This window comes from Marinobacter algicola DG893 (assembly GCF_000170835.1).
GTDB classification, from domain to species: Bacteria; Pseudomonadota; Gammaproteobacteria; order Pseudomonadales; family Oleiphilaceae; genus Marinobacter; species Marinobacter algicola.
The window spans coordinates 1-24,453 of record NZ_ABCP01000034.1; the positions used below are offsets into that span (position 1 = coordinate 1).

Genomic DNA, 24,453 nt, shown 5'->3' on the forward strand with positions numbered 1-24,453 from the left:
ACGAGAGCGGAGCGTACAGGGATGTATTCACAGCGTGTTTTGGAAAGCCGAACCACAGGGTACGCGGTCGGCGAACAACCTACACAGGGAAGAAAAATAATGGGACGGATGCAGACGGAGTTGCACACCGGCATAGACCTGGCGGTTGAACTGCTCCGGCAGGACAACCTGCCAACCCTGCTAAAAGTCGCCTCACGGCAACTCGAAAACACCTTCGGCCTCACCCGCTGCTGGTCACTGGAACTCGATCTCAGCGGCCGCACACTCCACTGCGCGGCACTGGGCGAGCAAGGCGAATTCGACTGCGGCGACTTCAGCCACCCCTTTGCCCACCTGCTGCAACAGGGCAAACCCAGGGAACTGTCACGGGCCGCCGGTTACCGTCTGGATCATCCAGGGTTCCAGGCCCTGGTCGACGCCAGCAACCGGCCCCGCTCATTCTGGTTGGAGCCCATCAAAGGCGAAGACGGCCGCACCCTCGGCATCCTCGTGCTGTGTAATGAAGAACCCGAATGGGACGGCATCACCGCGCAGCCACTGTACCGTGGTTTGTTGACCCTGCTGTCCCACCAATGGGTCAGCCAGCTCAAGACCAGCGACCAGGTCTGGCAGCGGCGCATGCTCAAACGCTCCCTGGATCACCTTCACGACGCAGAAGCCGTACGCCAGCGCTGTGAGGAACTGGCGACCACCCTGGTAGGCAACTCCAAAGGCATGACCGACCTGCGAGCCCAGATTGTCCGGGCTGCCGGTAGCCAGCTTTCGGTTCTGGTGCAGGGTGAAACCGGCTGCGGTAAAGATCTCGTGGCCCAGGGCATTCACCGTTTTTCGGATCGGGCTGAAGGGCCCTTGGTGGTGGTCAACTGCGCCGCCATCCCGGATGCACTGCTGGAAAGCGAACTCTTCGGCCACACCAAGGGTGCATTCTCCGGCGCCGACCGGGCCAAGGAAGGTCTGCTGGCGCAAGCGGACGGGGGCACCCTGTTCCTGGACGAAATCGGCGACATGCCCATGGCTCTGCAGTCCAAACTGCTGCGGGTACTGGAAAGCCGACGCTTCCGCCCACTCGGTGCTCAGCAGGAACAACACTCCGATTTCCGCCTCGTGGCGGCCACCCATCAACCTTTGAGCGACTGTATCGAAGAAGGCCGGTTTCGCCGTGACCTGTTCTACCGGCTCAGCCAGTTCCCGTTACGGGTCAAGCCGTTGCGGGAACGCCCGGAAGACCTGGAACCCCTGTGCCGGCATTTTATCCGCGAATATACCGCCCGAGAGGGGTCCGGCCCGCTGGGTATCAGCAGTCATGCCCTGGGTATGCTGGCGGGATATAACTTTCCCGGTAATGCCCGGGAACTGAAGAACATTGTCGAGTTTGCCTGCCTGCAAACCCCGGTGGGTGACGATATTCAGCCGGAAGTGCTGCGCCTGGATGATCTGTTTCCAAACCAGGAAACCTGTATTGTCAGCGACTTTCAGGCTACTGCCGTCCCCGGGCTGCCACAGGCGGATGAAGTGGACGACCTCCGGGCCGCGGCCCAGGCGTTCGAGGCGGCCATCATTCGTGAACGCCTGCGTCAGTACGGTGGCAACCGTGCCCAGGCAGCGGAAAGCCTGGGGCTGCCCAAGCGCACCCTGGCCCATAAATGTCTGAAGTATCAGGTGACAGAAGCGTGAACCCAAATATTCGAAGTAACAGCCTCCTTGCCTTTATGCTCTGGGCCCTTGGTACGACGATGTCTTTGGTCGCCAATGCGCAGGGCAATCCCCAGATGGCTGAGGCCATGACGTGTACCGAAGAGAGTCAGCGTCTGGAGCGGCTGGCGTGTTTTGACGAGGTGTTTGGTACCCCGTTTTCAGTGGCGGTTGAAGACGCCATCGTTGGTAACCAGCCTGAGCGCTGGCGCCAGGCCTTCGCCCAGGAGCAGCGCCGCCGCCCGGGTGACGGCCCGCTGTATCGCAACACGTCAGAGCTGGCAGGCCATCTGCTCACGCTCAGCGCCCTTGGGGTCAAGCCGCCGAGGCCGTTGCTGGCGGTGCAGTGTCATAACAACATCACCGAACTGACATTGATGATGCCGGAGGCGGTGAAAGAGGAGCGGGTCACCGTCGATTTTGGCCAGGGCCGTCAGATCTGGCGGGTCCGGGACGACGGTTTCGTGATCAGTGGCGGTCGGGGGCTACCCGCCATCCGAACGGTGCGGAACATGGCGGCTGGGTCCGAAGTGACGGTGGCATCGTCCAGCGGCGTCGTCGACGGGTTGATGTTCGACCTGACCGGGTTTCGGGACACTCTCAAGCCACTGCGGGAAGCGTGTGGCTGGTAATGATCTTTATCAAGAATGTGTAGCGCCATTTGCAAAGACAGGGATTGGACATGCAGGCAGTAGAGCAGCATCCATACGTTGAACAGGTGTTGAACAGCCTTTCCGGTGAGAGCGCCACGGGTGAGAACCTGATGGACGACCCCACCATGGAATACCTCGAAAATGAAATCATGAAAGTGGGATCGCTGGCCCACACCGGTGTTGAATGGGGCAAGGTGGAGAGTGAATCGCTTCGCTTGCTGTCGGACACCAGTAAAGACCTCAAGGTGCTGGGGTTTCTTCTACTGTGCCTGCAACGTGGTGGCAATGGTGAACGGTTTGCGCTGTCGCTGTACCTGTTGCATCGGGTACTGGGCAGTTGGTGGTACGAAGCCTGGCCTTATCCGGGAGACAAGGGCAAACGCGCCCGCAAGATGCTGATGACCCAGATTCTGCAACGGGCTCTCAAGGAAGTGTCGGCACTGAGCTTCGACGGCGGCGTGGGTGATGGCCGGGAATTCTGCCTGACCACGCTCGCCAAGCTGCTGGAACAGGCGAGCACACTGGAGCTGCCGGATGATGGCCTGGTCGACTTGCGTCGGGCCGTGGAAAAACTGCCATCGCCTTCTGATACGCCCAGGCCGTCGGAAGCCACCGATAATACCGAAACCACGGGTACGTCATCGGCCGGCGCCTCTTCGTCGCAAGCCAGCAACACCTCTTCCGCGTCTCTGGGCAGCCTGACCCTGGACCCCGCCAATGAGCGGGCCACCCGCCAGAGCCTGCTTAAAGTGGCGGATATGCTGACCGAAACCACGCCCGCCGATGCATTGGGCTATCAGCTCCGCCGCTACGCCATCTGGCAGACCATCACCTCGGTTCCACCAGCACGCGACGGAATCAAGAGCGATCTGGCGGCGGTAAGCGCCGACAGGGTGGCTGACTATCGCGAGAGCCTGTCCAAAACCCCGGACGGGGCGCTTTGGCAACGTATCGAACAAAGCCTGTCGGTCAGTCCGTTCTGGCTGGAAGGCCACTGGTTAAGCGCACAAGTGGCGTCTGCATTGGGGCATGAGACCTGTGCCGAAGCCATCCGTACGGCGGTCAAAGCCTTCGTTGAGCGATTGCCAGAGTTGGCGGACATGACCTTTAACGACGGCACGCCTTTTCTGCCCAAAGCGGTCGCCGACTGGATGCTCAGCGGCCCGGCGAAAGGTGGCGCCGCAGGCGGCGCGAGTGCCTGGGAACAAGCCTACGAGGATGCCCGGGCAGTCATGGACCAGAAGGGCCTGGCACCGGCCATGAAGCTGCTGGAAGAAGGCCTGGAGTCCGCGCGCGAGCCCCGTGATCGATTCTACTGGCGGCTGATGAGCAGCCAGTTGATGAAAGACAGCGGCATGAAAAGCCTGGCGAAACAGCAGGTGCAGGATCTGCGTGAGCAGACCCGCGGGATGAATCTTGAAGACTGGGAGCCCGGCCTGGTGGCCCGGCTGGACAGACTTGCCTAACAACTGACGGATCAAATTGACAGGAATGGACACCATGTGGAGACAAGCCCTACTCATTGGACGACGGATACTGCCCTTTGTGCGCAGTGCGGCGCCGATTACCCTGGCGCTGGGTGTGGTGGTACTGCTGGCCGCAACCTGGTGGTTGGGCCCGCGCCTGGAAATCGGCGGTGAATACCCGTTGGCGGCCTGGCAGATGCGTGCCCTGGTGACGCTGGTGGTGGTACTGCTGGTGGCCATGGTCTGGGGCATGATGCTGGCGCGCAAGCTGCGCAAAGTGAACGTCGCCAAGGCGGAAGAGCAGAAGGAAGAGGAAGATCCCATCCTGCCGCTGGAACGGCGCCAGCAGCGCCTGCTTGATCGCCGCCTGACGGAACTCAAGAGCAACCTGCCGGGCCGAAAGGGTGTCTATCGTTTGCCCTGGTACCTGGTGATGGGCCTGGAAGATGCTGGTAAAACCAGCCTGATCCAGCGTTCAGGGCAGACATACACCCTCACCAACGTCACCCGCAATCCCCGCACCGAGCGTAACCCGTTCGGTTTTGAATGGTGGGTGGGCGACAACGGTGTACTGATTGACCCGGACGGCGAACTGCTGAGCCAGAATAACGGCGAAGGCGCCAGCAGCGAGATCCAGCAGCGGCTGTGGACCCACTTCATCACCTGGCTGGAAAAGAATCGCCCTCAGCGCCCGTTGAATGGCGTTGTGCTGGCGGTGGATCTTGCCCGCCTGAGCACCGGCAACGAACAGCAGCGCCAGGCCCAGGCCATCCTGCTTCGTACCCGGCTGCGGGAACTGATGGAGCAGTTGGGCTCCCAGTTGCCGGTGTACATCAGCTTTACCAAAATGGACCTGCTCTACGGTTTTGCGCCATTTGCCCGCACACTCTCCAAAGCCGAGCGTGAACAGCCCTTGGGCTTCACCTTCCAGTTGGACGGCCAACTGGATGCCGACGACTGGTTGGGCGAGTTTGACCAAAGCTTCAGCAAACTCGCGGAGCAACTCGGTGAACGGCTTCCGGACGTGCTGTCTGCCACAAGGGATGCCGAAGAGCGTGCCGCTGCTTATTCCTTTACCCGCCAGCTGGCCGGCCTGAAACCGGTGCTCGAACAGTTTCTGGCAGACCTGCTTTCTGCGGATGCTTTTTCAACACCGGCCCTGGTGCGAGGCACCTACTTTACCTCCGTGGTTCAGGAAGGCGTGCCGGAAGATGCGTTCGTCTCTGCCGCCGCTGCGAATTATGGGCTTGCCAGCCCGATACAGCCGGCTCAGCGTGGTGGGCAGTCTTCAAGCCTGTTCACCGAAAAGCTGTTTCCCAGCATTATCTATCGCGAAGCGGGCCTGGCCGGTGACAACCAGAAAGTGGTTGGTAGTCGGCGTCGCCGCATTGCTGTCGCGGCCGTCGTGGCCGTTGCCGCCGGCCTGGGTATGACCGCCGGATGGCAGCACTACTTTATCGAAAATGCACAGGCCGCTACCGCGGTGGAGGAGCGGGTACGCAGTTTTATCGATAACTGGCGCCCCATCGGATACGAACCTGACACCACTGGCCGCAATTTGCTGGAGCCTCTGGACCAGTTGCGAGAGGCCACCCTGGCGTTCGGGGACTACCGGGCAGAGCCAGCCGTAGTGGCGGATATGGGCCTATACAAAGGCCACAAGGTTGGTCCGGAAGTGGAAGAATCCTATCTGGACATGCTGGCGTACCAGTTTATGCCCGCGCTGATGCTGGGCGTGATGGAAGAGATGAGCGATGCCCCGGACACCAGCTCTGAGCGCCTCGACCACTTGCGTGTACTGCGGATGCTCTATGACGCCAGTGGCCGCCGCCGGGACATCGTCCACAGCTACATGAGCGATTATTGGCAGCGGGCCTACCCGGCGCAGCGGGACCTGCAACAACGACTGCTCAGCCACCTCGACTACGCCATGCTGCATACGGACCTGAACCAGCGGGTGGAAGCGGGTGACAAGACCGCCGACATGGCACTGGCCCCCTTTCGCAGCAGTGTCCAGTGGGCCCAGCACGAGCTCGGCCGCATTGCGACTCCGGACCGGGTTTATCGGGATCTGGAGAGAGAAGCGGAGAAGAATTTCCGCTCACCGCTGGATCTTGCCCGGGAGTCTGGGCCGGCCTTCAGCACCGTGTTCGTGCACCTGGATGAATTCGGTGAACCACTTAATGAGGAGAACACTGAACAGGAAGACCCGGTGGTGATTCCATCACTGTTGACCCGCGAAGGCCTGGATTCCTGGTTCCTGCGTAAATCCGGGTCGGTCACGGAACTGGCGTTGGTGGACGCCTGGGTGCTGGGCCGCCGCGATGATGTGAACTTCAGCAAGGCGGATGAAGCGAGGTTGCAGGCGCAACTGCAATCCCTTTACGCGGAAAACTATGTGGCGAGCTGGCGTCGGGCCCTGAGCCGGCTGGATATCCAGAGCTTCAGCGACCTTAACCATGGTGTACGTATTCTGGAAAGCCTGACCAGCGGTCACGAGCCGCTGAACCAGTTGCTGGCACAGGTCACGGCCAATACCCGACTGATTCCTGGAGGCAGCGAAGAAGCCGAGGCGGCTCGCAAGGTGATGGAGCAGTCCGCCCACTTCCAGATGGTTCAGGAGATTGAACGACAGTTTACCGACCTGAATGCATTGATCGAGAAGCAGGGTGATGACCCCAGTGATATGGAGCAGGTGATGGACGTGGTTCAAAACCTGCACACCTATCTGCGTGGTATTCAGGAAGCACCGGATCGTGGCAAGGCGGCACTTTCAGCCGCCCGTGCCCGGATGGGCCTGCAAGGCGCTGACCCGATCTTCACCCTGCAACGGGTGGCCTCGAATCAGCCGGCACCGTTGGACCGGATGCTTGAGAAGCTGGCCTCGGAAAGCTGGCGTGTGGTGCTGGACCAGGCCGTGGCACAGCTGGAACGACAGTGGTACCAGGAAGTCTACCAGCCGTTCCAGCAGAGCCTGGCCAGACATTATCCGTTTAATCCCGGTGCCGGTCGCGACGCCGCACTGCAGGATTTCGAGCGCTTCTTTGCGCCGGATGGTGTGTTGGACCAGTTCTATAAAGAGAACCTGAAACTGTTCCTGGAAGACCATCCGGAGCACATTGCCGGTTCCAAGCGGGCCAGCCTGGTTCGTCGTGATGTCTTGGCCTCGCTTGAGAAAGCCGAAAACATCCGCCGCGCTTTCTTCACCCGAAGCGGATCACTGGATGTTGAGTTCGCAATGGAGCCGTTGCACCTGTCCTCCAACAAACGCCGCAGCGTGATGAACGTGGACGGACAGTTGGTCGAATTCAGCCATGGCCCCAGCCAAAGTATTCCGCTGGTGTGGCCCAATACGTTGCGGGATTCGGTTGAAAGCCGGGTAACTCTGGTGCCCACCGAAGTGAACCGCTCGCCACGCAGCGTTTCAGAAAATGGTCCCTGGGCGTTGTTCCGCCTGCTGGACGAAGCCGACATCACCGGTGTGAGCAGCAGTGCCGTGGATGTTCGGTTTGCGCTGGACGACGGCGAGATGCGTTATCGCCTGCATGCGGGCAGTAATACCAACCCGTTCACACAGCAGTTGCTCGCGGGGTACCAGATACCACGCAGTCTGTATTAGACTACGCACCAGAGCCAATACGGAAACAGGACGTTTTCCGTATTGGCGGTTCAGGATTATACTGCTTCAAGGATCGAAGACATGCCCCAGGCAACCGGACTGCAGTTCACGGCCATCCTTGGCCAACTCCCCAAAGACCTGTTCGTGGTCGCCCGTTTCGAGCTGACCGAGCACCTTTCCAGTCTCTGCTACTGCAAGCTGGAGCTGGCCAGTACCTCGCCCGACATTGCCCCCGAAGACGTGCTCGAACAACCCGTGGACCTGGTGATGTGGCAGGACGGTGTACCGCTGCGGCGCTTCACCGGCGTGGTCAACGAATTCGTCCGGGGCGACTCCGGCCACCGCCGCACCCGTTACGACGTCATTGTCCAGCCCCCGCTGTGGCGCCTCGACCTGATGCACAACAGTCGCATCTTCCAGACCCAGGCCACCGACACCATCGTGCGCACCCTGCTGGAAGAGCGGGGCATCATCGACACCGTCTTTGATTTGAAACGCACCCCTGAAGAACGGGAATACTGCGTCCAGCACCGGGAAAGCGACCTGGCCTTTGTCGAACGCCTGGCCGCCGAAGAGGGCTGGCACTATCGGTTTAACCACGGCGACGTCAATGGCGAAGACCAGCCCGCCCTGATCATCGCCGACCACCACGGCGATGCCCCCAGACTGGACCCGGTGGAATACAACGCCAAGGCCGGCGGCAGCACCCGCCAGAGCGCCGTCTACCAGTTCCGCTATCGGGAACGGGTTCGGGCCGCCTCCGTGGCCATGAAGGACTACACCTTCAAGAACCCTGCCTATGCCCTGATGCACGAACACCAGGCCGACAAACTCGACGGCCAGCGGGAAGACTACCAGCACTACGACTACCCCGGCCGCTTCAAACAGGACGCCAGCGGCCAGCCCTTTACCGAAACCCGGCTGGACGCCCTCAGGAACGACGCCGCCATCGCCGACGGCCAGAGCAACCGCCCCGACTTCACCGTGGGGGCCAAAGTTGAACTCACCGACCACGACAACCCGCGCCTGAACCGGGAATGGCTGTTCACCAGCATCACCCACACCGGCGAACAACCCCAGGCCCTGGAAGAGGACGGCAACAACGGTGCTACCACCTACCACAACGCCTTCAACGCCATCCCCGCGGACCGCACCTGGCGGCCCCGGGTCGAACACCGCCCTTTGATGGACGGCCCCCAGATCGCCCTTGTCACCGGCCCCAAAGGCGAAGAGATCCACTGCGACGAACACGGCCGCGTCAAAGTCCGGTTCCCGTGGGACCGTTACAGTAACAACGACGAGCACAGCAGCGCCTGGCTCAGAGTCAGCCAGGGCTGGGCCGGTGGCCAGTATGGGTTCATGGCGCTGCCGAGAATCGGTAACGAAGTCATCGTCAGCTTCCTGGACGGCGACCCGGACCAGCCCATCATTACCGGCAGAACTTACCACGCCACTAACACCCCGCCGTACGCGCTGCCGGAACATAAAACCAGAACCACCCTCAAGACCCAGACCCACAAGGGCGGGGGCAGTAACGAACTGCGGTTCGAGGACGAAGCGGACAAGGAACAGGTCTACGTCCACGCCCAGAAAGACCTGGCCCTGCTGACGGAAAACAACCGCACCGAAGTCATCAAAAACGACAGCCACCTGACCGTGGACAATCACCGCAAGGCCCACATCAAAGGCAATGACCACACTACCGTGGACGGTGAGAAGCGAGAACAAACCGGCAAGGACCACAGCTTCAACGTCACCGGCACCCTGCACCTGAAAGCCGGCACCGCCTGGCTCAGCGACTCCGGTACCGAACTGCACATCAAGGCCGGCCAGAAAGCCGTCATCGAAGCCGGTGCGGAAATCACCCTAAAGGCAGGCGGTAGCTTCGTGAAGATCGACCCCAGCGGCGTTGCCATGGGTGGTGCTGCCATCAAGCTGAATGCCGGTGGGGCACCGGGTAAGGGCAGTGGGCAGACGGTGCAGGTGCCGGAGATGCCGGGGTTGGTGGAGAAGAATGGTGGGATTGTTGCGCCTGAAGAACTGCCGGAGACACCTCAAAGACCGATGGCCAAGCCCGACCAGATACGCGCCATCAAAAATGCTGCGAACCAGGGTAAGGGTATCTGCCTGGTTTGCTCGCCAGAATCGCAAGGGGCGGTCTGATGGGTAAGCTGGCTGAATTTCCCGACAAGGGCAGAACGTTCATTCTTGTCGATGGTGCAAAAGTGAATGATTTGCCTCAGATTATTTATCGTGAACTAGAAACACCTCATTGCGATGCGCTCTACAGGGAAACTGAGCTTGCTGACCTATTGGAAATTTCACCGTGGCTGGTTGAAACGGGAATGGATAGCTCTTTGGCGACTAAATGTTTCGAAGAGTGGAGACCTCAGGGTGTAGCCATTGCAATGCAGTCTGACCATGACTTTGAAGAGGTCATGGATCACTTGCGTGGATTGCTTAAAGCCAGGTTGGTTACGGGGGATGACGTTGTTTTCCGATTCTATGACCCTGAAGTCGCTCGACATCTGTTGAAGTTGGATTCATCAGGCGAGGATGTGAGGCGATTGATGGGGCCTTGCAGTCTGTTTGCCATTCAGGATCGCCGCACGGGGAAGTGGGACTACTTTCATAATGATCAGCCCAATAGTGTGCGGCCGGCTGAGATGTTCAGCATTCGTGAGGAACACCAGGTTGCGATGGAGAGAGCAGCGGAACAGACAGCCCTCAGGAAGTTCGAGCTTCACGTTGCAAACTACTTTCCCCATTTGCTTCAAAAAACGAATTCAGATAGACACGATTGGGGGGCAGTCTCTGCGCTAGTCGACGGAGCAAAAGCGCGGGGATTGTACAGTACCCGCGATATCGCTCTGTATATCAATACGGTTGGCTGGCTTGGGCACCATGCATTCGAAGGCAGTGAAGTACAGACTCTGTGGAAAGAGAATTCCGCAGCGCCAAGCAGAGCCATAGCGCGAATTGCAGAATTCGCCGAGAAAATGTCAACGGAGGGACTGGTTCATGGGTAGTGCTAACAGCTCAGCGTTCTTACAGGGTGGAGATGACATCGATTCAGCGGCACAGATGTGCCCTCTCCAGCTAAAAGCCGTCGCATTGTACCCGGTTCGTTGGGCGATCAGTCAGGAAGAGGTTACTTTGCCCCCCAACTTTCGCCCACCTTCCGTGGCGCTTGGAACCACTCATTACTGTGTTCGAAAACTGACACCCGGTTGGGTCTACATGTTCTCCGAAGTTTTCGGAACGCTACATGAGTACCGGGTCAATGAGCAGGGTCTGATAACCGAAGTACAGCCCGGTATGAACTCTGTACTGCTTCCAGATGTTGATGCTGAAAGTGCTTTGCCCGCTATACATCACCCGGCTGAAGGAAAGGTGCTTCTGAAATTCGTGCAGCATCGATGGACTGTGCGTTTGCAGGAACTTGTACGAATAGATGCACAGGTCCGTGACGAGCATATGCAGCCGTTTGACTTGAGCGGGCTTCCGGAAAAGCGTGAAGGCGCAAATATCAGTGAAACCGAAGCTATAAACGGAGTGGTTGAAGATTTTCGGACAGAGCCAATGGATTTCGAGTGGAGCCTAACGGATTTAGCGCAGGGAATCAGTGAGTCGGATTTGCAGGGGCAGTGCAAGAAAGAAACTGAGTTTTCATACTGCGTTGCGCTTGACGACGAAATCGGTATCACCTCCGAGCTGGGCCAACTGCATGCCCTTCATGTAAACCTGATCACGAATCACGCGGAGGAGAACGCATACGCCTACACCACCTCCCAGATGGTGGATGCGCTCATTGCCCGTGAAGCCAGCAAGAAGGAATCTGAAGACGACCAGCAAGAAGTGACCGAGGAACTGAAGGAACGCATTCGTTCAGGGGAAAAAGACGCATTCGTTGAAAACTACCACAAACAGATTGAAGAATATGATCAGGCCCGGACATCGGTATTCGATGACTGGAAACAGTGGGTTGACTCCGACCAGTTGGCCAGAAAACTGGAGTTCAACGACTGCTACTGTGCGGAAGGGTTCGAGGCGGTTGAGCAGGAACTGGCAGATATGCTGGATGGCTATGTTGGTGCGGAAAAGGGCAAGGAAGACGCCGAGCAGTGGTTGGAAGCAGACGAAGGCGAAGCCGGCACTGTCGGTAACATGCTAAACACCGTGTTGTTCCTGGCATCGGCCGCAAACGGTATTACCCAGAAACTCAAAGACCTCCCCGGCTTTGACTATGGCAGTCTGAAGATCGTGGACAGTATCTTCGACATGCCGGCACATGTGCGAGTGAGCACTGCCACCGATACTCTGATGCTGGAGTTTGCAGCCCCCGCCGCAAAGATCGGGACCTGGGCAAAAGACCCCCAGACTTGGCCGCAGTGGAAAAAATGGACCAAGGCCATCCAGAAACGCTATGGCATTGATGTCCACCGACAGGGAATAACTCTGAATACCGCGACGGACCTGCTCACGGCGGTCCACCGCAACTCACTGGAAGCCGCTGGCCATAACCTGTCTGAACTTACAATGACGCCGCTGGCTGCCGGCATGGCGGATGCACGGCTCAGGAACTACCTGCGTGGCACCATGATCGACATGTTCCACCTGACACCAGACTTCAAGGACAACCCCTTTGGCTGGCTCCATATCCGGCTGGACCCGGTGGTTGAAAGCATCAAGCAGAACCGGGGCAAATTCATTGGGGCCGTGACCTTCTTTCACGCGATTAACGTAGCAAGCCTGTTTTCCGGCCTGGAAAAAACCCAGCAGGACGTGATGCTGGGCGACCGATCCGTCATCGATCGGTGGGGGTACTTTGTATCCGGCCTGATGAGCATTGGCGAAGGTGTGGTCAACCTCAGCGGACTACTGGTCAAGGAGGAATACGCCAAGGCCTTGGGGGCGAACCTGTCGGCGGCTGGGGCAAGGGTATCGGTGGTTTTTAGCGGGATTAGATTGGGGCAGAACATTTCGACTTTTGCAGCTGGTTTGGCGAGAGTCACCGTAAAAGCCCTTCCCTATGTCGGTGTTTTACTGTCAATAGGTCTGGAAGGGTGGAGGGGCTACAAGGCTCTGGACACGGGCCATTCCTCAATGGTGGCCCTGTCCGGGGCCCAGATCGGGCTGAGCATTGGTATCACCTACCTGGCTTCTCTGGCCGTGGCAGGTGCGGTTACCGGGGCAGGTGTGGCCGTTGTGCTCGTAGTGGGCGGGGTTCTGATTGCGGTATCTTTTGTTATCAGCATGGTACAGCTATACATCGCCCGGTCCCGGATCGAGGATTTCCTGTCACTGTCCTTCTGGGGCAATGCGCCTACGTTGCGTTACTGGGATGAACAGTTCAGGCCATCGAGCGCGGAACTGCTGGAGGAAAGCCGAACCGTTATTTCTCAGGATGAGGGCATCGATGTCAGGCGTTATTTTGAAGCGGAACTGGATGCGTTTTATTACATGCTGTTTTCTCCCATTGTGCGTGTGACTGAGCACATCGGTCGACATTGGGATATAAACCGAGGCGAGCATCAGGTCATGTCGGAAATGACCTCCTTTGTGGTGTATTTGCCGGGTTATAGTGATGGAACCTGCACGTACTCCATCAAGCTGTTCGAGGTGGACACGAATTGGTTTTCAAAAGATGAACCGAGCGATATCACTGACTTGTTTTACAGGATGAAGCATTTAGACGCCTCCGCTGAGGGTGTTCTATATCGGTTTGACCACTACAACCACAATAAGTGTGACCAGCTTGAAATGCTGATTGAGTACGAAAAGGACGGCCGCAAAGTCACGGGTGAAAACGGACTCCGTATTATTCTGAAAGGAAACGATGTAGAGGAACTTGGTGTCGATGAAAGACTCGCCTTTGAAGTGTGATTTTCCGGAAACGGACCTGGAGCAACAGCTGGAAAAGAAGTTGTATCGCACTCACGGTGCGCGGCTTGCCAGCCCGCCAGCTCGGAAAGTGGCGGGGGTGTCCGATTCTTCGGAAAAAATGATGGATGGAGTCGCCCATATCAGCGAGCGGTTCATGGACATTCGGACTGCCTTTTTGACTTTTCGGGCAGGTCAAGTGGTTGTTGTAAATCTGTTCATGGCAGTTGTGCTGGCATTGGGTTGGGTGGTTAGCCTGTTCTTTTCAAAGGCACTGCTGGCAGCAGTGGTCACTTTTGGACCTTTCTGGGTGGCCGTCTACCTGTTTGAGATTTTCTTCCCACTCACTCTACCGGTCCGAATTGACCGGGAAGAGGGATTCGTCTATGTGGGGCACAGGGGTACCTTTTACAGGATTCCGTGGGACGAGCTGGACGTGACCTTTTCCTACAACTGGCAGTATCTGGGTTCCGGTGTTGTGTGGGAGCGGCAGTACTACGCCCACCTGTTCATGAGGGAAAAGCATTACTTTTGCGGAAAGCCCCCCAAGATGCCCCTGCAACGTAAAAAGATCTTTTCCGGGTTTAAGGAGGAGAAGATGTATCGGAAATGGAATTTCATTGTCAGGTACTACAACGAAGGGGTTGTTGAAGAGGATATCGATCATCTCGCTGGGATTAATTTTGACTCACTTCGTAAGGATTTGGCTTCAAGCTCAATTGGGAAGCGTATCCTCGAATATTCTCTTCTAATCCTTTTTATGCCGACCATGATTTGGTGGAAATTTACGCCCTTCAAGTACAAGTGGCCGAAGGAGATTGAAGAGATTTTTGGGGAGATTAACTATTACTGATCCAGTAATCGAGGTTTTCCTGACACTGCGTTCTGCCCTATTGAACTGACGACCGAGTGAGAAGAATAACCTGAAAGTCACGGGTGACAGCAGGCTGCGCATCATCCTTGACGGAAATGATGTAGAGGAGTTGGGAGTGACCTTTCCCCGAATATTAGTGCCATGAACTCCAGCGCTACATGGACGTCAGTCAGCCACTGCCGGATGTCCCTGCCCTTGAGAGGTTCCGCCCACTGGACCCCACCACAGCAGAGTATGATGCGGCGGGTAAGCGCGGACACCCGGCAGACTATTGGGCAACGCTGGACCTGACAGGGTGGGAGGAAGAAGGTTAACCGGCACACCTGAACAAGATCCAGGAATTCCCCTGGTCGACGTTGGAAGATCGGATGGAGAAAAGCGTACCCAATCTTGCTCAGGACGCCATGGTCTAATGCCGGGTGTCACTTTGAATTTCGTTATCTAAATCAAGTGTATCGTTGGAAAGCAATTTCGCTACCTTATGGTGAACCAGATTTCAGTGAGACTAGCCAACGTTTCTGTGTGAATTAGCAAACTTAAAGCGCCGAGAAAACCACATGACAACCACCTTGGAAGGCTCCGGCTACGCTCCAACTGCCTACCGCAGCAACCGGAGAGCTCCGGATCCAAAAGAACCCGGGCAACAAAGCGCCCTGTTCCGCAAAAACTGGACCATGGGGCCACCTTTGCCCAAGGGAAAGTTGTCCAAGCTTATTCCTCCCGGGTTTCTGGAAACCTGGCACCCTCAGCGGGTGCGGGAATATGAAGAAATCGAAGAACGCAAAGGCATAGCTGAACTGGAAGAACGGCATACCTACCATGGTCGCCTGGACGAGGAGTGCCTGCGCTATGCCACCCTACCCAAAGTTAGTTGGATACTGTTATGGATGCAGCACGGGGGGCGGCTGACTGCGTTGTGGCTATTTCCATTTTTCGTATTCGCTTGGTCGGTTTTGTGGTTTATGGAACCTGAGCGGGATTCTTTTCCACAATTCTTTTCAGATGGAATACTCCCGACACTACTATTCTTTTTCCTACCCTTGCTTCTCTGCTGGGGCATTGGCAGATTCCTCGAGATCAAATATCCAAAAGTGGTCTATCAGCAACCCAAGGGCCCTCTGTGGGAACTTGATCGCCGCACTGGCATGGTCACCCTGTTCAAAGACCCGGAGAAGGAAGGTCAGTCCGGCGAAATACGGGGCGAGGCCCCATTCCATGAATGGGACGGCTACCTGCTAAGTTTGCCAGACCATCAGGGCAATATCTGGTATCGGCTGGTACTGGTCCACAAAACGCAGGAGTGGGCGCTGCCCATGAACCAACTGTTGGCCGCCACGACCAATAGGGAAGACGTACTCGCGTACTGGGATCTGGTCCGCCAGTATATGGACGTCACCAAACCATTACCTGATATCCCCTTGTTTGAAGCTTACCGCCACCTCGATCCAACTACTCGTTCTCACGATGAGAAAAAGGGAAGAGATCCTTTATACTGGCGCGATATGAGCGAGCAGGACTACGAAGCGTTCAAACGTAGGAATCGAACGGCTCTGGCCGACTACTCATGGTAGTTGGCAAATCAGGTTTCAGTGAAGAATCGCTAATATCGAAATGGATAGTTACCCATGAAAGGACTCCTAATCCTCCTCTGCCTACTAACCACCCCCATCACCCAGGCCGGTACCTACCGCTGGGTCGATGAAAACGGCCAGACCCATTTTGGGGACCGGCCGCCTGTGAACGCAGCTTCGGATGAGGTAACACTAAAAGCCTCCGCACCGTCATCGGACGCAGCTGCCCGTGCGCGCAAGCAGCGGATGAACGAATTCCTCGAGCAAACCGAGCAGGAGCGGGCAGAGCGCAATGAGGTGAAAGCCAAGCGAGAGGCTCAGGCTGCGAAGCATGAAGCTCAATGCCAGGCCTTGCGGGCGCGCTTGAAGTATTTGAAAAGCGTGTCGGGGATTTACCGGCTGAATAACGACGGTGAGCGGGTGTTTGTCGACGACGAAGAGAACGAGCGCATTCGTCGGGAGTTTCGTGCCAGGGTAAAGCGTGAATGCGGCGCCTGATTCCGTCCTGGTTTGCTTTTGCCCTCTTTACCGCGTTAAACGCCTATGCAGAATCACCGGAACTGTCGCTGGCCGGTGTCTACGAGAAAGGTGTTGCCCTCGAGGATTACTGGGTCAGCGAGAAGCTGGATGGCGTCCGGGCCTATTGGGACGGTGAGCGGTTCTGGTCCCGGGGTGGCAACGAGTATCGGGCGCCGGACTGGTTTACCGAGGGCTTTCCCGATGTGCCTATGGACGGCGAACTCTGGATGGGGCGGGGCCGGTTTGCGGAACTGTCCGGAGCGGTTCGCCGGCTGGAACCGATAAACCGGAGCTGGCGCCAGATTCGGTTTATGGTGTTTGACCTTCCGGCGCTCAATCAGCCGTTTTCCGAGCGTATCCAGGCAATGGAGGGGTTGTTGCAACCATCACCGTCTCCATTTCTGGCGATAGTGGCACAACGCAAGGCCACGGATCATGAGCGTTTGATGTCGGCGCTGGACAAGGTTATGTCCGAAGGTGGCGAGGGTTTGATGCTGCGGCGTGGTGGCAGCCTTCACGCAACTGGCCGTTCAGATGATCTATTGAAGGTGAAGCGATACGACGATGCCGAGGCAGTCGTGGTGGCGCATCTTGCCGGTAGCGGGAAATACGAAGGCATGCTCGGGTCGGTACGGGTAAGGCGGGATGATGGGCGGCAGTTCCGCATTGGCACCGGGTTCAGTGATGAGCAGCGGGAAAATCCGCCGCCGGTCGGCGCAACCATTACCTATAAATATTACGGCTTCACGTCGACGGGCCTTCCACGATTTGCCAGTTTTCTGCGAGTTCGCAATGACGAACCCATGGAGCCGTGAGTCAACGTCGGTGAATTACGATGTCTTCACGTGTCGCCTCGAACCGTATGCTACAGTGAAACTAGCCGTGGTCGTTCTACATCGTTCCATGGTTGCTGAATAGCCGCATTGCAGGGACAGCTCTTCAAGCGATGTTCAGTGAGCAGTATAAATCGTTACCGAAAGCCGAAATAGCAGTATTACTTACTGATAAGGAGGCACCAAATGGAAGCGAAATCCAGTCAGAACGAGTATGAGCAGGTCAGGCAAGACCTGCAGCAACTCCGCGAAGATCTCTCCAAACTCACCAAAGCGGTTGCGGACGGGCAAAAGAGTAATATCAGCAGTCTTCGTGATGAAATTCGCCGGGAAAGCCGGGAGGCTTTTGACCAGGTGCGGCAGCATGGGGATGAAGCCTTCAACCGCGCCCGTGATGCAAGTACTAAGGCGGTGCACGATGTTGAGCACAAAATCGAGGAACGGCCGTTCCTGAGCGTTGTGCTTATGTTCCTCGCCGGGTTGTTGGTTGGCCGGTTGTTGGACCGCTGATTATGCCTGACTCCGCCTGGTTACAGGGTGTCCTGCGCAAGGCAGTCGCAGCCATCATCGGTTTTATGTTGGCTTTTGTGTTGCTGGTCGCCCTGCTGATCACCGGATTTTATATGCTCGTTAATGCCACCACGCTGGCGCTGTCACCCATGCTGGGTGAAGCCGGCGCCATGGCGGTGACGGGCGTCTCCTGTCTGTTGCTGCTGGCGTTGTTTTTCTACCGGATGACACGTCCGGCTACATCCAAAAAAACCGCCAGTGGGGGTGATCGGTCTTCCGCGTCACCAATCGATGCTATCAGGGAGCTCGTCCGTAACAACCCGCTGGAAGCCGCCTTTGCGGCGTTCGCGCTCGGTGTGGTGGAGCAGGGCGACCCTCGCCTGAAGTCACTGTTGTTGCAGGGTGGCATGGTCCTGATGAAGGAAGCGGAAGCCGAGCAGGCCCGAGATAAAGACAAAACGGACTCACGGGAAAGTGGCACGGATGCGCCAGTCACATGATCGTCACCTCAGCGTAACCCCCCGCGCCGACAATAACCGTGGAGTACCATTCATTGCACAGGGAGCTTGTTATGAAGTTACGCACGTTATTGATTATGGCATTACTGATGTCTCTATTCTCTGCCGCCCATGCGGCGCCGGATTGGCATGGCAAGGGGGAGCATTGGACACCGCCGGGCCTTGATAAATGGCACGACAAGTGGCCGGATCTGAAGGACAGGCATCATCGGGGTAAACGCGAGGTCCATCTGGGGCCGCGACCCTTCTGGCTGGTGGACGACATGGATGAGGGGCGCCTGAAAGACCGGCTCCAGTCCTGCCGCGCTGACAAAATCCGGCCCACGGATTTTTCCATTGGCCATCGTGGTGCGCCCTTGCAGTTCCCGGAGCACACGCTTGAATCCTACGTTGCGGCCGCCCGGATGGGCGCAGGCATCCTTGAGTGCGATGTTGCCTTTACCAAAGATCGGGAACTGGTCTGCCGTCATGCCCAGAACGATCTCCATACCACCACCAACATCGTGACGATTCCGGAACTGAACGCCAAGTGCACGCAGCCATTTGTCCCGGCGGACCCGGACAGTGGCACCGAGGCGCAGGCAGAATGCCGGACCAGCGACATTACGCTGGAGGAGTTCAAATCTCTGGAAGGCAAGATGGACGCCTTCAATCCCATGGCAACCACGCCTGAGGAATACCTGGAAGGAACAGCAGACTGGCGTACGGAGCTTTACAGCAGTCGCGGCACCCTGCTGACCCATAAGGAGAGCATCGAACTCTTTAAACGCCTGGGTGTGAAGTTCACGCCGGAACTGAAAACGCCGGTGGTGGAGATGCCCTACGAGGGCGATTACAGCCAGGAAGACTACGCTCGCCAGATGATTCAGGACTACGTTGAGGCCGGCGTGAACCCGAGGGATGTCTGGCCTCAGTCGTTCCTGCTGGATGATGTGCTGTTCTGGATCAATGAAACGCCGCGTTTTGGACGACAGGCGGTGTTTCTGGATCAGGAGCCGCTGACACCGGAGAATTCCTCCCTGGCGTGGATGGAAGGCCTATCGGCGCAAGGAGTGAATATCCTGGCCCCCGCACTGTGGAAGATGTTGACCCTGGATAGCCATCAACAGATCGTGCCGTCGGAATACGCTGAAAATGCCAGGGCAGCAGGGTTGGATATGATCGCCTGGACGGTCGAGCGTAGTGGCCCACTGGCCAATGGCGGTGGTTGGTATCACCAGACCATCACCGACGCCATCAATAACGACGGCGACGTGTTCAACGTGATTGACGTGCTGGCCCGGGATGTTGGGGTCATTGGTGTCTTCTCGGATTGGCCCGCCACCACCACCTTCTATGCCAACTGTATGGGATATGCTGGCAGAGGGCACTGACCGTAGATGCGCGCCTCAGTCATCCGTTTGAGGCGCGCAGATTTCGGATAGTTGGCAGATCTGGCCGCAGGCCTTCCGATGTTTGCAACAGAGCTGTGCCTCGAAAAGTTGTCATCCCGACATTAACTAACATGAAATGAAGGTGAACAGACCGTATTGCGCATTTAACCCACATCCCGCCAATTTGTAGGTAGCCTGAGTTCAGGTAATCGGTATGACGCTTTACCGGTTAATCCAATAGGAAATCAATTGTTTCCGAACTCAGAAGGATGGATGCGATATGAGCTATAAATCCGGTTTTGCCTATGTAACGGTTCTGGCCTCGGCCATGCTGGCCGCCCCAGTCGTATCAGCCCAGGACAACACTGATCGTGACAGCTCCGGTGTGTATCTGAGCGGCAGTTATGGTGGTTACAAATCCCACGGCGGCGAGTTTGATGATGAAAACGACCTGTTTGGCGTAGGGTTGGGCTACCAGTTCAATCAGTTCTTTGCCCTGGAAGCCGAGTACATTGATTTCGGCAACTTTGGCGATGACGATGTTGATGGCAAGCTGAAAGGGACCTCCCTCGGTTTAATGGGGCGGTTGCCATTGACGGATACCTTTGGCGTCTATGCCAAGGCCGGCGCGTTTGCCTCGTCGTTTGATGTGGACGCGTTTGACGAGAGTGAGACCTACGATGAGGTTAATCCGTTCGTTGGTGCTGGTGTCGATTTCCGGGTCACTGAGCAGTTGACCGCGTTTGCGGAATACAACCGCTACAACGTAGATATCGACGAGGACGATTTTAACGGCCAGGTCACCAACGACGGGCCGGATTTCGATACTGGTCGTGTTGGTATGCGCTTCCAGTTCTAACAGAGGCGCGTAATAGGGCCCGGGGCGGGGTTGCCCCGGGCTTTTTTCATCAGGTTCCTTTTTCCGTCTTACTGAACGTTTTCCAACTCGCCAAACCGCTCTGCGAACAGCGCTGACGACAGGTAGCGCTCGGCGGAATCCGGCAGTACCACCACGATATTCTTGCCCTGGAATTCCGGCAGTTTTCCGATCCTGACCGCAGCTACAACCGCTGCACCACAGGAAATGCCACAGAGGATGCCTTCCTCCTGCATCAGCCGGTGCGCCATGTCCATCGCTTCCTGATTGCTGACTTTTTCCACCCGGTCCACCAGGTCCATATCCAGATTGCCCGGAATGAAACCGGCGCCAATGCCCTGGATCTTGTGGGGCGCTGGCGTCTGGTCCTGGCCACTGCGGGCCTGGCTGATGATTGGTGAGTCTTCCGGCTCTACGGCAACGGTGGTAATGGCCTTGCCTTTGGTGTTGCGGATGTAGCGGGTAACGCCGGTAAGGGTGCCGCCCGTTCCAACCCCGGACACGAAGATGTCTATCGCGCCGTCGGTGTCGTTCCAGATTTCGGGGCCAGTGGTGTCTTCGTGGATACGGGGGTTGGCCGGGTTCTCGAACTGCTGTGGCATGAAGCAGTTATCCGGGTCTTCAGCAACGATTTCCTCGGCTTTGGCGATGGCACCTTTCATACCCTTTGCCGGCTCCGTAAGCACCAGTTCCGCCCCCATGGCCTTCAGTACTTTGCGGCGTTCCAGGCTCATGGATGACGGCATGGTCAGTTTCAGTTTGTAGCCTCGCGCGGCGGCCACGAAAGCCAGCGCGATGCCGGTGTTACCGCTGGTGGGCTCCACAATAGTCATGCCGGGCTTGAGAGCACCACGTTTTTCCGCGTCCCAGATCATGGCAGAGCCGATCCGGCATTTTACGGAATAGGCCGGGTTGCGGCCCTCAATCTTGGCCCAGATGGTGGCCCCTTCGTTGACCCGATTAAGCTTGACCAGCGGTGTATTGCCAATCGACAGCGAGTTGTCTTCGTAGATCTTAGCCATGGTGTCGTCTCCTTTGCGTTTTCCCTGTCGCAAAAGGATAGCATCAGCTAGCCCTGCCTGGCTGCCTGATCTTCTGCGGGGCTTTCGATGGTCAGTGCTTCCAGACGGTTGCGGCCGTTTTGCTTGGCGAGATACAGCGCCTTGTCAGCCAGGCGAAGGAATTCCGCTGGCACCGTGTCTTTGCCTGGCGTGCCAGTGGCCAGGCCGATGCTCACGGTAAAGCGAATCTGCTCGTCGTTGCAGCAGGTGGTTTGCCCGGCCAGGCCCTCGCGGAATCCTTCCAGGCGTGAAACCAATTCCTCACGGTCGCTGAAGCTGGTGAACATGACAAACTCCTCACCGCCGAACCGGGTAAGGCGGTCGGTGTCACGCCGAAAGTGGGTGCGCATGGTATCCGCCAGCGCCACCAGACATCGGTCGCCCGCGTCGTGGCCGTAGGTGTCATTGATTTCCTTGAAATGGTCCGCATCCACCATCGCTACTGCAAACCCGGCCCCGTGCCTCTGACACCAGTGGAAGCTCTTGCTGAACTCACGGTCGAAATAGCTGCGATTGCCGATTTGTGTCAAGTCGTCGGTGACGCTAAGATGCGCAAGACGGTCATTTGCCGCAGCCAGTTCCCGATTCAGACGACCGAGTTTTCGATTCCAGTAGCACAACAGCCCCACAAGCACCACGGCACCCACAGTGAGCTGGAACATCAGGGTGTAGTCGACGGTCGGTTCCAGTAAGCCTGCCCATTGCTGTTCAACGCTTTTACGTTCTTCGTCCGTCAGGCTGGACACCAACTTTTGCATGATGTTGAGCAGCTCGGGCTGGTCATTCCGGGTGGCGACTCCCGGGGTCCAGTCTGCGGGAATCCGTCCGAGCACTTTCAGGTCCGCCAGGCCGAGCTCCTGCATGTTGTAGCTGGCTGTGGACAAAGTGCCAAGATACCCTGCCAGCTTCCGTTCCTGAACCATGCGCAGTCCGGTTTTTTCGCTGGGTACTTCCACCAGATTGAGGTGGGGGTTGGTTGTTCTCAGCAGTTCCAGAAAAGCGTAGTCCTTCACTACGCCGACCGGCTGGTCCGATATATCATCCAGTGTATTGATATAGGGGGCTTCCACACGCCCCAATAGCACGCTGGGAATCTGGATATAGGGTTCTGTGAAACTCAGGTATTCCAGCAGCTCCGGTGTTTCCATGGCCATGGACAGTAGATCGCATTGGCGCTCTTTGACGGCCTTGATGGACTCGGCCCAGCTATCTACGGGAAGAGGAGTGAACTTGATATTGGAACGCTCGGTAAACAGGGCGAAGATGTCGGCGGAAATTCCGAGGTGTTTATTGTCCTCGCTGAGTCCCTCCAGAGGAAGCCAGTCAGGATCCACGCAGATGGTCAGCCTTCGGTTGCGATCGGCCAGCCAAGCCTGTTCGGCTTCGGAAAACGTTAACGGATCCGTGCCGGGCGGCTGGTTACGACGGGTAGAGGTGCCGAGCCAGCGATTCTCGATAGTGCGCATTTCCGTTTGGCTGATAGCGCCCAACGCCGCGTCCATAATGAAGGCGAGCGGCTCAAGCGCGGGACGCACCCCAAAGCGCAGGTCTTCTCCCGGCATTCCATCAAGGGTCATTTCACCGGCAATATCCACTCCGGCAATGCGAAGTTCCCTCACCCAATAGTTACCGTTAGGCAGGGCTGCCAACGCAACATCGACGGAGCCCTCTGCCAGGGCCTGGAACATGGCCTGCTGCGCCGTGAAAGAGAACACATTGTCGCCCAATGCCTCACGAAGGGCCCCCTCATAGTAGATGCCTGAGCCAATAGCGACCTTTAGTCCCTGCAAGTCTGCCAGTGAGTTGAATAGCAGGTTCTTGTCCAGCGTGAAGGCGACGTTGGGAATGATGTGGTAGGGACGGGTGAACCGAGTGAACGCCTCACGCTCTTCGGTTTTCGAGATATTGGCCATGATATCGATGTCACGATTCAGAAACCGGGGGTACAGTTCCGACCATTGTCCCGGGACCGGTATAATCTGCAGCCCGGTCAGATCCGATATCCGGTTCAGCACGTCGACGGACAGTCCTTGCAGCGCATCTGCGTCGTGAAAGCTGAAGGGCGCATAGTCACTCATAAAGCCCACCCGTACCGGACCGGCCTCACTGATATAGCGCTGATGGGCATCACTCAGGGTAAACCCCGACGATTCAGCAACACTGGTCCCGCCGTACTCCTGCCATCGGTTGAACAGTTCCTCGATGCGCTCATCGGGTATGGCCGCCAGGCCGCTGCTGACCACGTTAAACAGCTCGTCGTTTTCTTTCAGAACACCAAGTCGAAAGTCTTCTTTCGACCATTCTCCCAATGGTGCGGGGCCCGCAATTTCCAAAAACCGGAAACCGGCCTGGTTGGCGTAGTAGTCCAGGGTCAGTTCCGGACCGATGATGCCGTCCACCCACCCGAAGGCCAGTGCCCGGATCAGACCGGGAATGGAATCGTAGGTGACCAGTGACACGCCCGCCGTTTGAAGGGCGTCGCGGAAATAGACGTCACGGACAACGCCAATACGGTAGTCATTGAGGGATTCCAGGGAATCGATGTTTTTGAGCGGGTTGACCGGGTCATGCATCAAGTGCATCTGGCGAATGTGGTAAGGTTTGGTGAACTGAACGGTCCTGGCGCGGTCATCGTTGTAGGAAATACCTTCAATGATGTCGATTTCGCCGCGCTCGAATGCACCGAACACTTCTGGCCAGGTGCCTGCCCGAAACTCTATGTCCAACCCTGACTGACGGGCCACTTCACGGACAATATCGATCGAAAAGCCGGATGCTGTGCGGCCCACCATAGACGTGTACGGCTTGTTGTCGGCCACAATGCCAACCGAGACGGGTTCGTTTACAGAGGGCCAGGCAAACGTCGACAGGAAGGTGAGCGCCAGTACACCATAAATGCTAGCAAGCAGTGTGATCAGTGATGGCTTTGGCCCGGCAATTACAGCGCTCATCGGGTGATTCACAATTCTGTGGTGATTAGTAAATGAGTGTAGTCGTTGGCGGG

At 57.3% G+C, this 24,453-nt stretch carries 18 protein-coding genes; 16 read left to right on the forward strand and 2 right to left on the reverse strand.

All coding sequences use genetic code 11. From position 1 onward, the window contains the following. Positions 1–108: 108 nt before the first annotated feature. The 16 genes from MDG893_RS16100 (at position 109) to MDG893_RS16170 (ending at position 20,370) form a co-directional block, all read left to right on the forward strand. The gene (locus MDG893_RS16100; protein WP_040474696.1) at positions 109–1,674 is read left to right on the forward strand and encodes a sigma-54-dependent Fis family transcriptional regulator; all 1,566 of its coding nucleotides are present in this window, start codon (positions 109–111) and stop codon (positions 1,672–1,674) included. After that, the gene (gene vasI, locus MDG893_RS16105) at positions 1,671–2,324 is read left to right on the forward strand and encodes a type VI secretion system-associated protein VasI (RefSeq protein WP_007154876.1); all 654 of its coding nucleotides are present in this window, start codon (positions 1,671–1,673) and stop codon (positions 2,322–2,324) included. The genes MDG893_RS16100 and vasI overlap by 4 nt, the downstream gene beginning before the upstream one ends. A 50-nt stretch (positions 2,325–2,374) precedes the next feature. Next, a complete protein-coding gene (tssA, locus tag MDG893_RS16110) occupies positions 2,375–3,811 on the forward strand; it encodes a type VI secretion system protein TssA (RefSeq protein ID WP_007154877.1) in 1,437 nt (478 codons plus the stop codon). A 34-nt stretch (positions 3,812–3,845) separates the two neighbouring features. Then, positions 3,846–7,430: a type VI secretion system membrane subunit TssM gene (gene tssM / locus MDG893_RS16115; RefSeq protein ID WP_007154878.1), complete on the forward strand. Its 3,585-nt coding sequence runs from the start codon at positions 3,846–3,848 to the stop codon at positions 7,428–7,430. A gap of 81 nt (positions 7,431–7,511) precedes the next feature. Beyond that, positions 7,512–9,593, forward strand: a complete 2,082-nt coding sequence (locus MDG893_RS16120) for a type VI secretion system Vgr family protein (RefSeq protein ID WP_007154879.1) — start codon at positions 7,512–7,514, stop codon at positions 9,591–9,593. Beyond that, a complete protein-coding gene (locus tag MDG893_RS16125; RefSeq protein WP_007154880.1) occupies positions 9,593–10,459 on the forward strand; it encodes a DUF4123 domain-containing protein in 867 nt (288 codons plus the stop codon). Before MDG893_RS16120 ends, MDG893_RS16125 begins: the two co-directional genes overlap by 1 nt. Further along, the gene (locus tag MDG893_RS16130) at positions 10,452–13,316 is read left to right on the forward strand and encodes a toxin VasX (protein ID WP_040474695.1); all 2,865 of its coding nucleotides are present in this window, start codon (positions 10,452–10,454) and stop codon (positions 13,314–13,316) included. Before MDG893_RS16125 ends, MDG893_RS16130 begins: the two co-directional genes overlap by 8 nt. Continuing rightward, the gene (locus MDG893_RS16135; protein WP_007154883.1) at positions 13,291–14,166 is read left to right on the forward strand and encodes a hypothetical protein; all 876 of its coding nucleotides are present in this window, start codon (positions 13,291–13,293) and stop codon (positions 14,164–14,166) included. The genes MDG893_RS16130 and MDG893_RS16135 overlap by 26 nt, the downstream gene beginning before the upstream one ends. Positions 14,167–14,345: 179 nt before the next feature. Beyond that, complete coding sequence (locus MDG893_RS20985) at positions 14,346–14,501, forward strand: hypothetical protein (protein WP_157132860.1); 156 nt, start codon at positions 14,346–14,348, stop codon at positions 14,499–14,501. A gap of 243 nt (positions 14,502–14,744) precedes the next feature. Then, positions 14,745–15,758 (forward strand): hypothetical protein, encoded by a 1,014-nt coding sequence (locus MDG893_RS16140; protein WP_007154884.1) that lies wholly within the window; start codon positions 14,745–14,747, stop codon positions 15,756–15,758. Between the two features lie 54 nt (positions 15,759–15,812). Next, positions 15,813–16,256, forward strand: a complete 444-nt coding sequence (locus MDG893_RS16145) for a DUF4124 domain-containing protein (protein WP_007154885.1) — start codon at positions 15,813–15,815, stop codon at positions 16,254–16,256. Then, positions 16,244–17,092: a DNA ligase gene (locus tag MDG893_RS16150; protein WP_007154886.1), complete on the forward strand. Its 849-nt coding sequence runs from the start codon at positions 16,244–16,246 to the stop codon at positions 17,090–17,092. The genes MDG893_RS16145 and MDG893_RS16150 overlap by 13 nt, the downstream gene beginning before the upstream one ends. A 204-nt stretch (positions 17,093–17,296) precedes the next feature. Next, positions 17,297–17,620, forward strand: a complete 324-nt coding sequence (locus tag MDG893_RS16155) for an ElaB/YgaM/YqjD family protein (protein WP_007154887.1) — start codon at positions 17,297–17,299, stop codon at positions 17,618–17,620. 2 nt (positions 17,621–17,622) lie between these two features. Then, positions 17,623–18,120 carry a hypothetical protein gene (locus MDG893_RS16160; protein ID WP_007154888.1) on the forward strand — a complete coding sequence of 166 codons (498 nt, stop codon included), beginning with the start codon at positions 17,623–17,625 and terminating at the stop codon, positions 18,118–18,120. A gap of 71 nt (positions 18,121–18,191) precedes the next feature. Next, the gene (locus tag MDG893_RS16165) at positions 18,192–19,511 is read left to right on the forward strand and encodes a glycerophosphodiester phosphodiesterase family protein (RefSeq protein WP_007154889.1); all 1,320 of its coding nucleotides are present in this window, start codon (positions 18,192–18,194) and stop codon (positions 19,509–19,511) included. A 280-nt stretch (positions 19,512–19,791) separates the two neighbouring features. Then, positions 19,792–20,370: a porin family protein gene (locus MDG893_RS16170; protein ID WP_007154890.1), complete on the forward strand. Its 579-nt coding sequence runs from the start codon at positions 19,792–19,794 to the stop codon at positions 20,368–20,370. A 68-nt stretch (positions 20,371–20,438) separates the two neighbouring features. On the opposite strand, the gene cysK is transcribed toward MDG893_RS16170, so the two are convergent. Next, on the reverse strand, positions 20,439–21,410 hold the full coding sequence (gene cysK / locus MDG893_RS16175; RefSeq protein ID WP_007154891.1) for a cysteine synthase A: 972 nt from the start codon (positions 21,408–21,410) through the stop codon (positions 20,439–20,441). Between the two features lie 47 nt (positions 21,411–21,457). Then, positions 21,458–24,400 carry a transporter substrate-binding domain-containing diguanylate cyclase gene (locus MDG893_RS16180; protein ID WP_007154892.1) on the reverse strand — a complete coding sequence of 981 codons (2,943 nt, stop codon included), beginning with the start codon at positions 24,398–24,400 and terminating at the stop codon, positions 21,458–21,460. Positions 24,401–24,453: the final 53 nt, after the last annotated feature.

Excerpts from the sequence above, each read along its gene's own strand:
- MDG893_RS16100 (WP_040474696.1), top strand. The coding sequence starts at position 109 with ATGCAGACGGAGTTGCACACCGGCATAGACCTGGCGGTTGAACTGCTC.
- tssA (WP_007154877.1), top strand. The coding sequence starts at position 2,375 with ATGCAGGCAGTAGAGCAGCATCCATACGTTGAACAGGTGTTGAACAGC.
- tssM (WP_007154878.1), top strand. The coding sequence starts at position 3,846 with ATGTGGAGACAAGCCCTACTCATTGGACGACGGATACTGCCCTTTGTG.
- MDG893_RS16120 (WP_007154879.1), top strand. The coding sequence starts at position 7,512 with ATGCCCCAGGCAACCGGACTGCAGTTCACGGCCATCCTTGGCCAACTC.
- MDG893_RS16125 (WP_007154880.1), top strand. The coding sequence starts at position 9,593 with ATGGGTAAGCTGGCTGAATTTCCCGACAAGGGCAGAACGTTCATTCTT.
- MDG893_RS16130 (WP_040474695.1), top strand. The coding sequence starts at position 10,452 with ATGGGTAGTGCTAACAGCTCAGCGTTCTTACAGGGTGGAGATGACATC.
- MDG893_RS16135 (WP_007154883.1), top strand. The coding sequence starts at position 13,291 with ATGAAAGACTCGCCTTTGAAGTGTGATTTTCCGGAAACGGACCTGGAG.
- MDG893_RS20985 (WP_157132860.1), top strand. The coding sequence starts at position 14,346 with ATGGACGTCAGTCAGCCACTGCCGGATGTCCCTGCCCTTGAGAGGTTC.
- MDG893_RS16140 (WP_007154884.1), top strand. The coding sequence starts at position 14,745 with ATGACAACCACCTTGGAAGGCTCCGGCTACGCTCCAACTGCCTACCGC.
- MDG893_RS16145 (WP_007154885.1), top strand. The coding sequence starts at position 15,813 with ATGAAAGGACTCCTAATCCTCCTCTGCCTACTAACCACCCCCATCACC.
- MDG893_RS16150 (WP_007154886.1), top strand. The coding sequence starts at position 16,244 with ATGCGGCGCCTGATTCCGTCCTGGTTTGCTTTTGCCCTCTTTACCGCG.
- MDG893_RS16155 (WP_007154887.1), top strand. The coding sequence starts at position 17,297 with ATGGAAGCGAAATCCAGTCAGAACGAGTATGAGCAGGTCAGGCAAGAC.
- MDG893_RS16160 (WP_007154888.1), top strand. The coding sequence starts at position 17,623 with ATGCCTGACTCCGCCTGGTTACAGGGTGTCCTGCGCAAGGCAGTCGCA.
- MDG893_RS16165 (WP_007154889.1), top strand. The coding sequence starts at position 18,192 with ATGAAGTTACGCACGTTATTGATTATGGCATTACTGATGTCTCTATTC.
- MDG893_RS16170 (WP_007154890.1), top strand. The coding sequence starts at position 19,792 with ATGAGCTATAAATCCGGTTTTGCCTATGTAACGGTTCTGGCCTCGGCC.
- cysK (WP_007154891.1), bottom strand. The coding sequence starts at position 21,410 with ATGGCTAAGATCTACGAAGACAACTCGCTGTCGATTGGCAATACACCG.
- MDG893_RS16180 (WP_007154892.1), bottom strand. The coding sequence starts at position 24,400 with ATGAGCGCTGTAATTGCCGGGCCAAAGCCATCACTGATCACACTGCTT.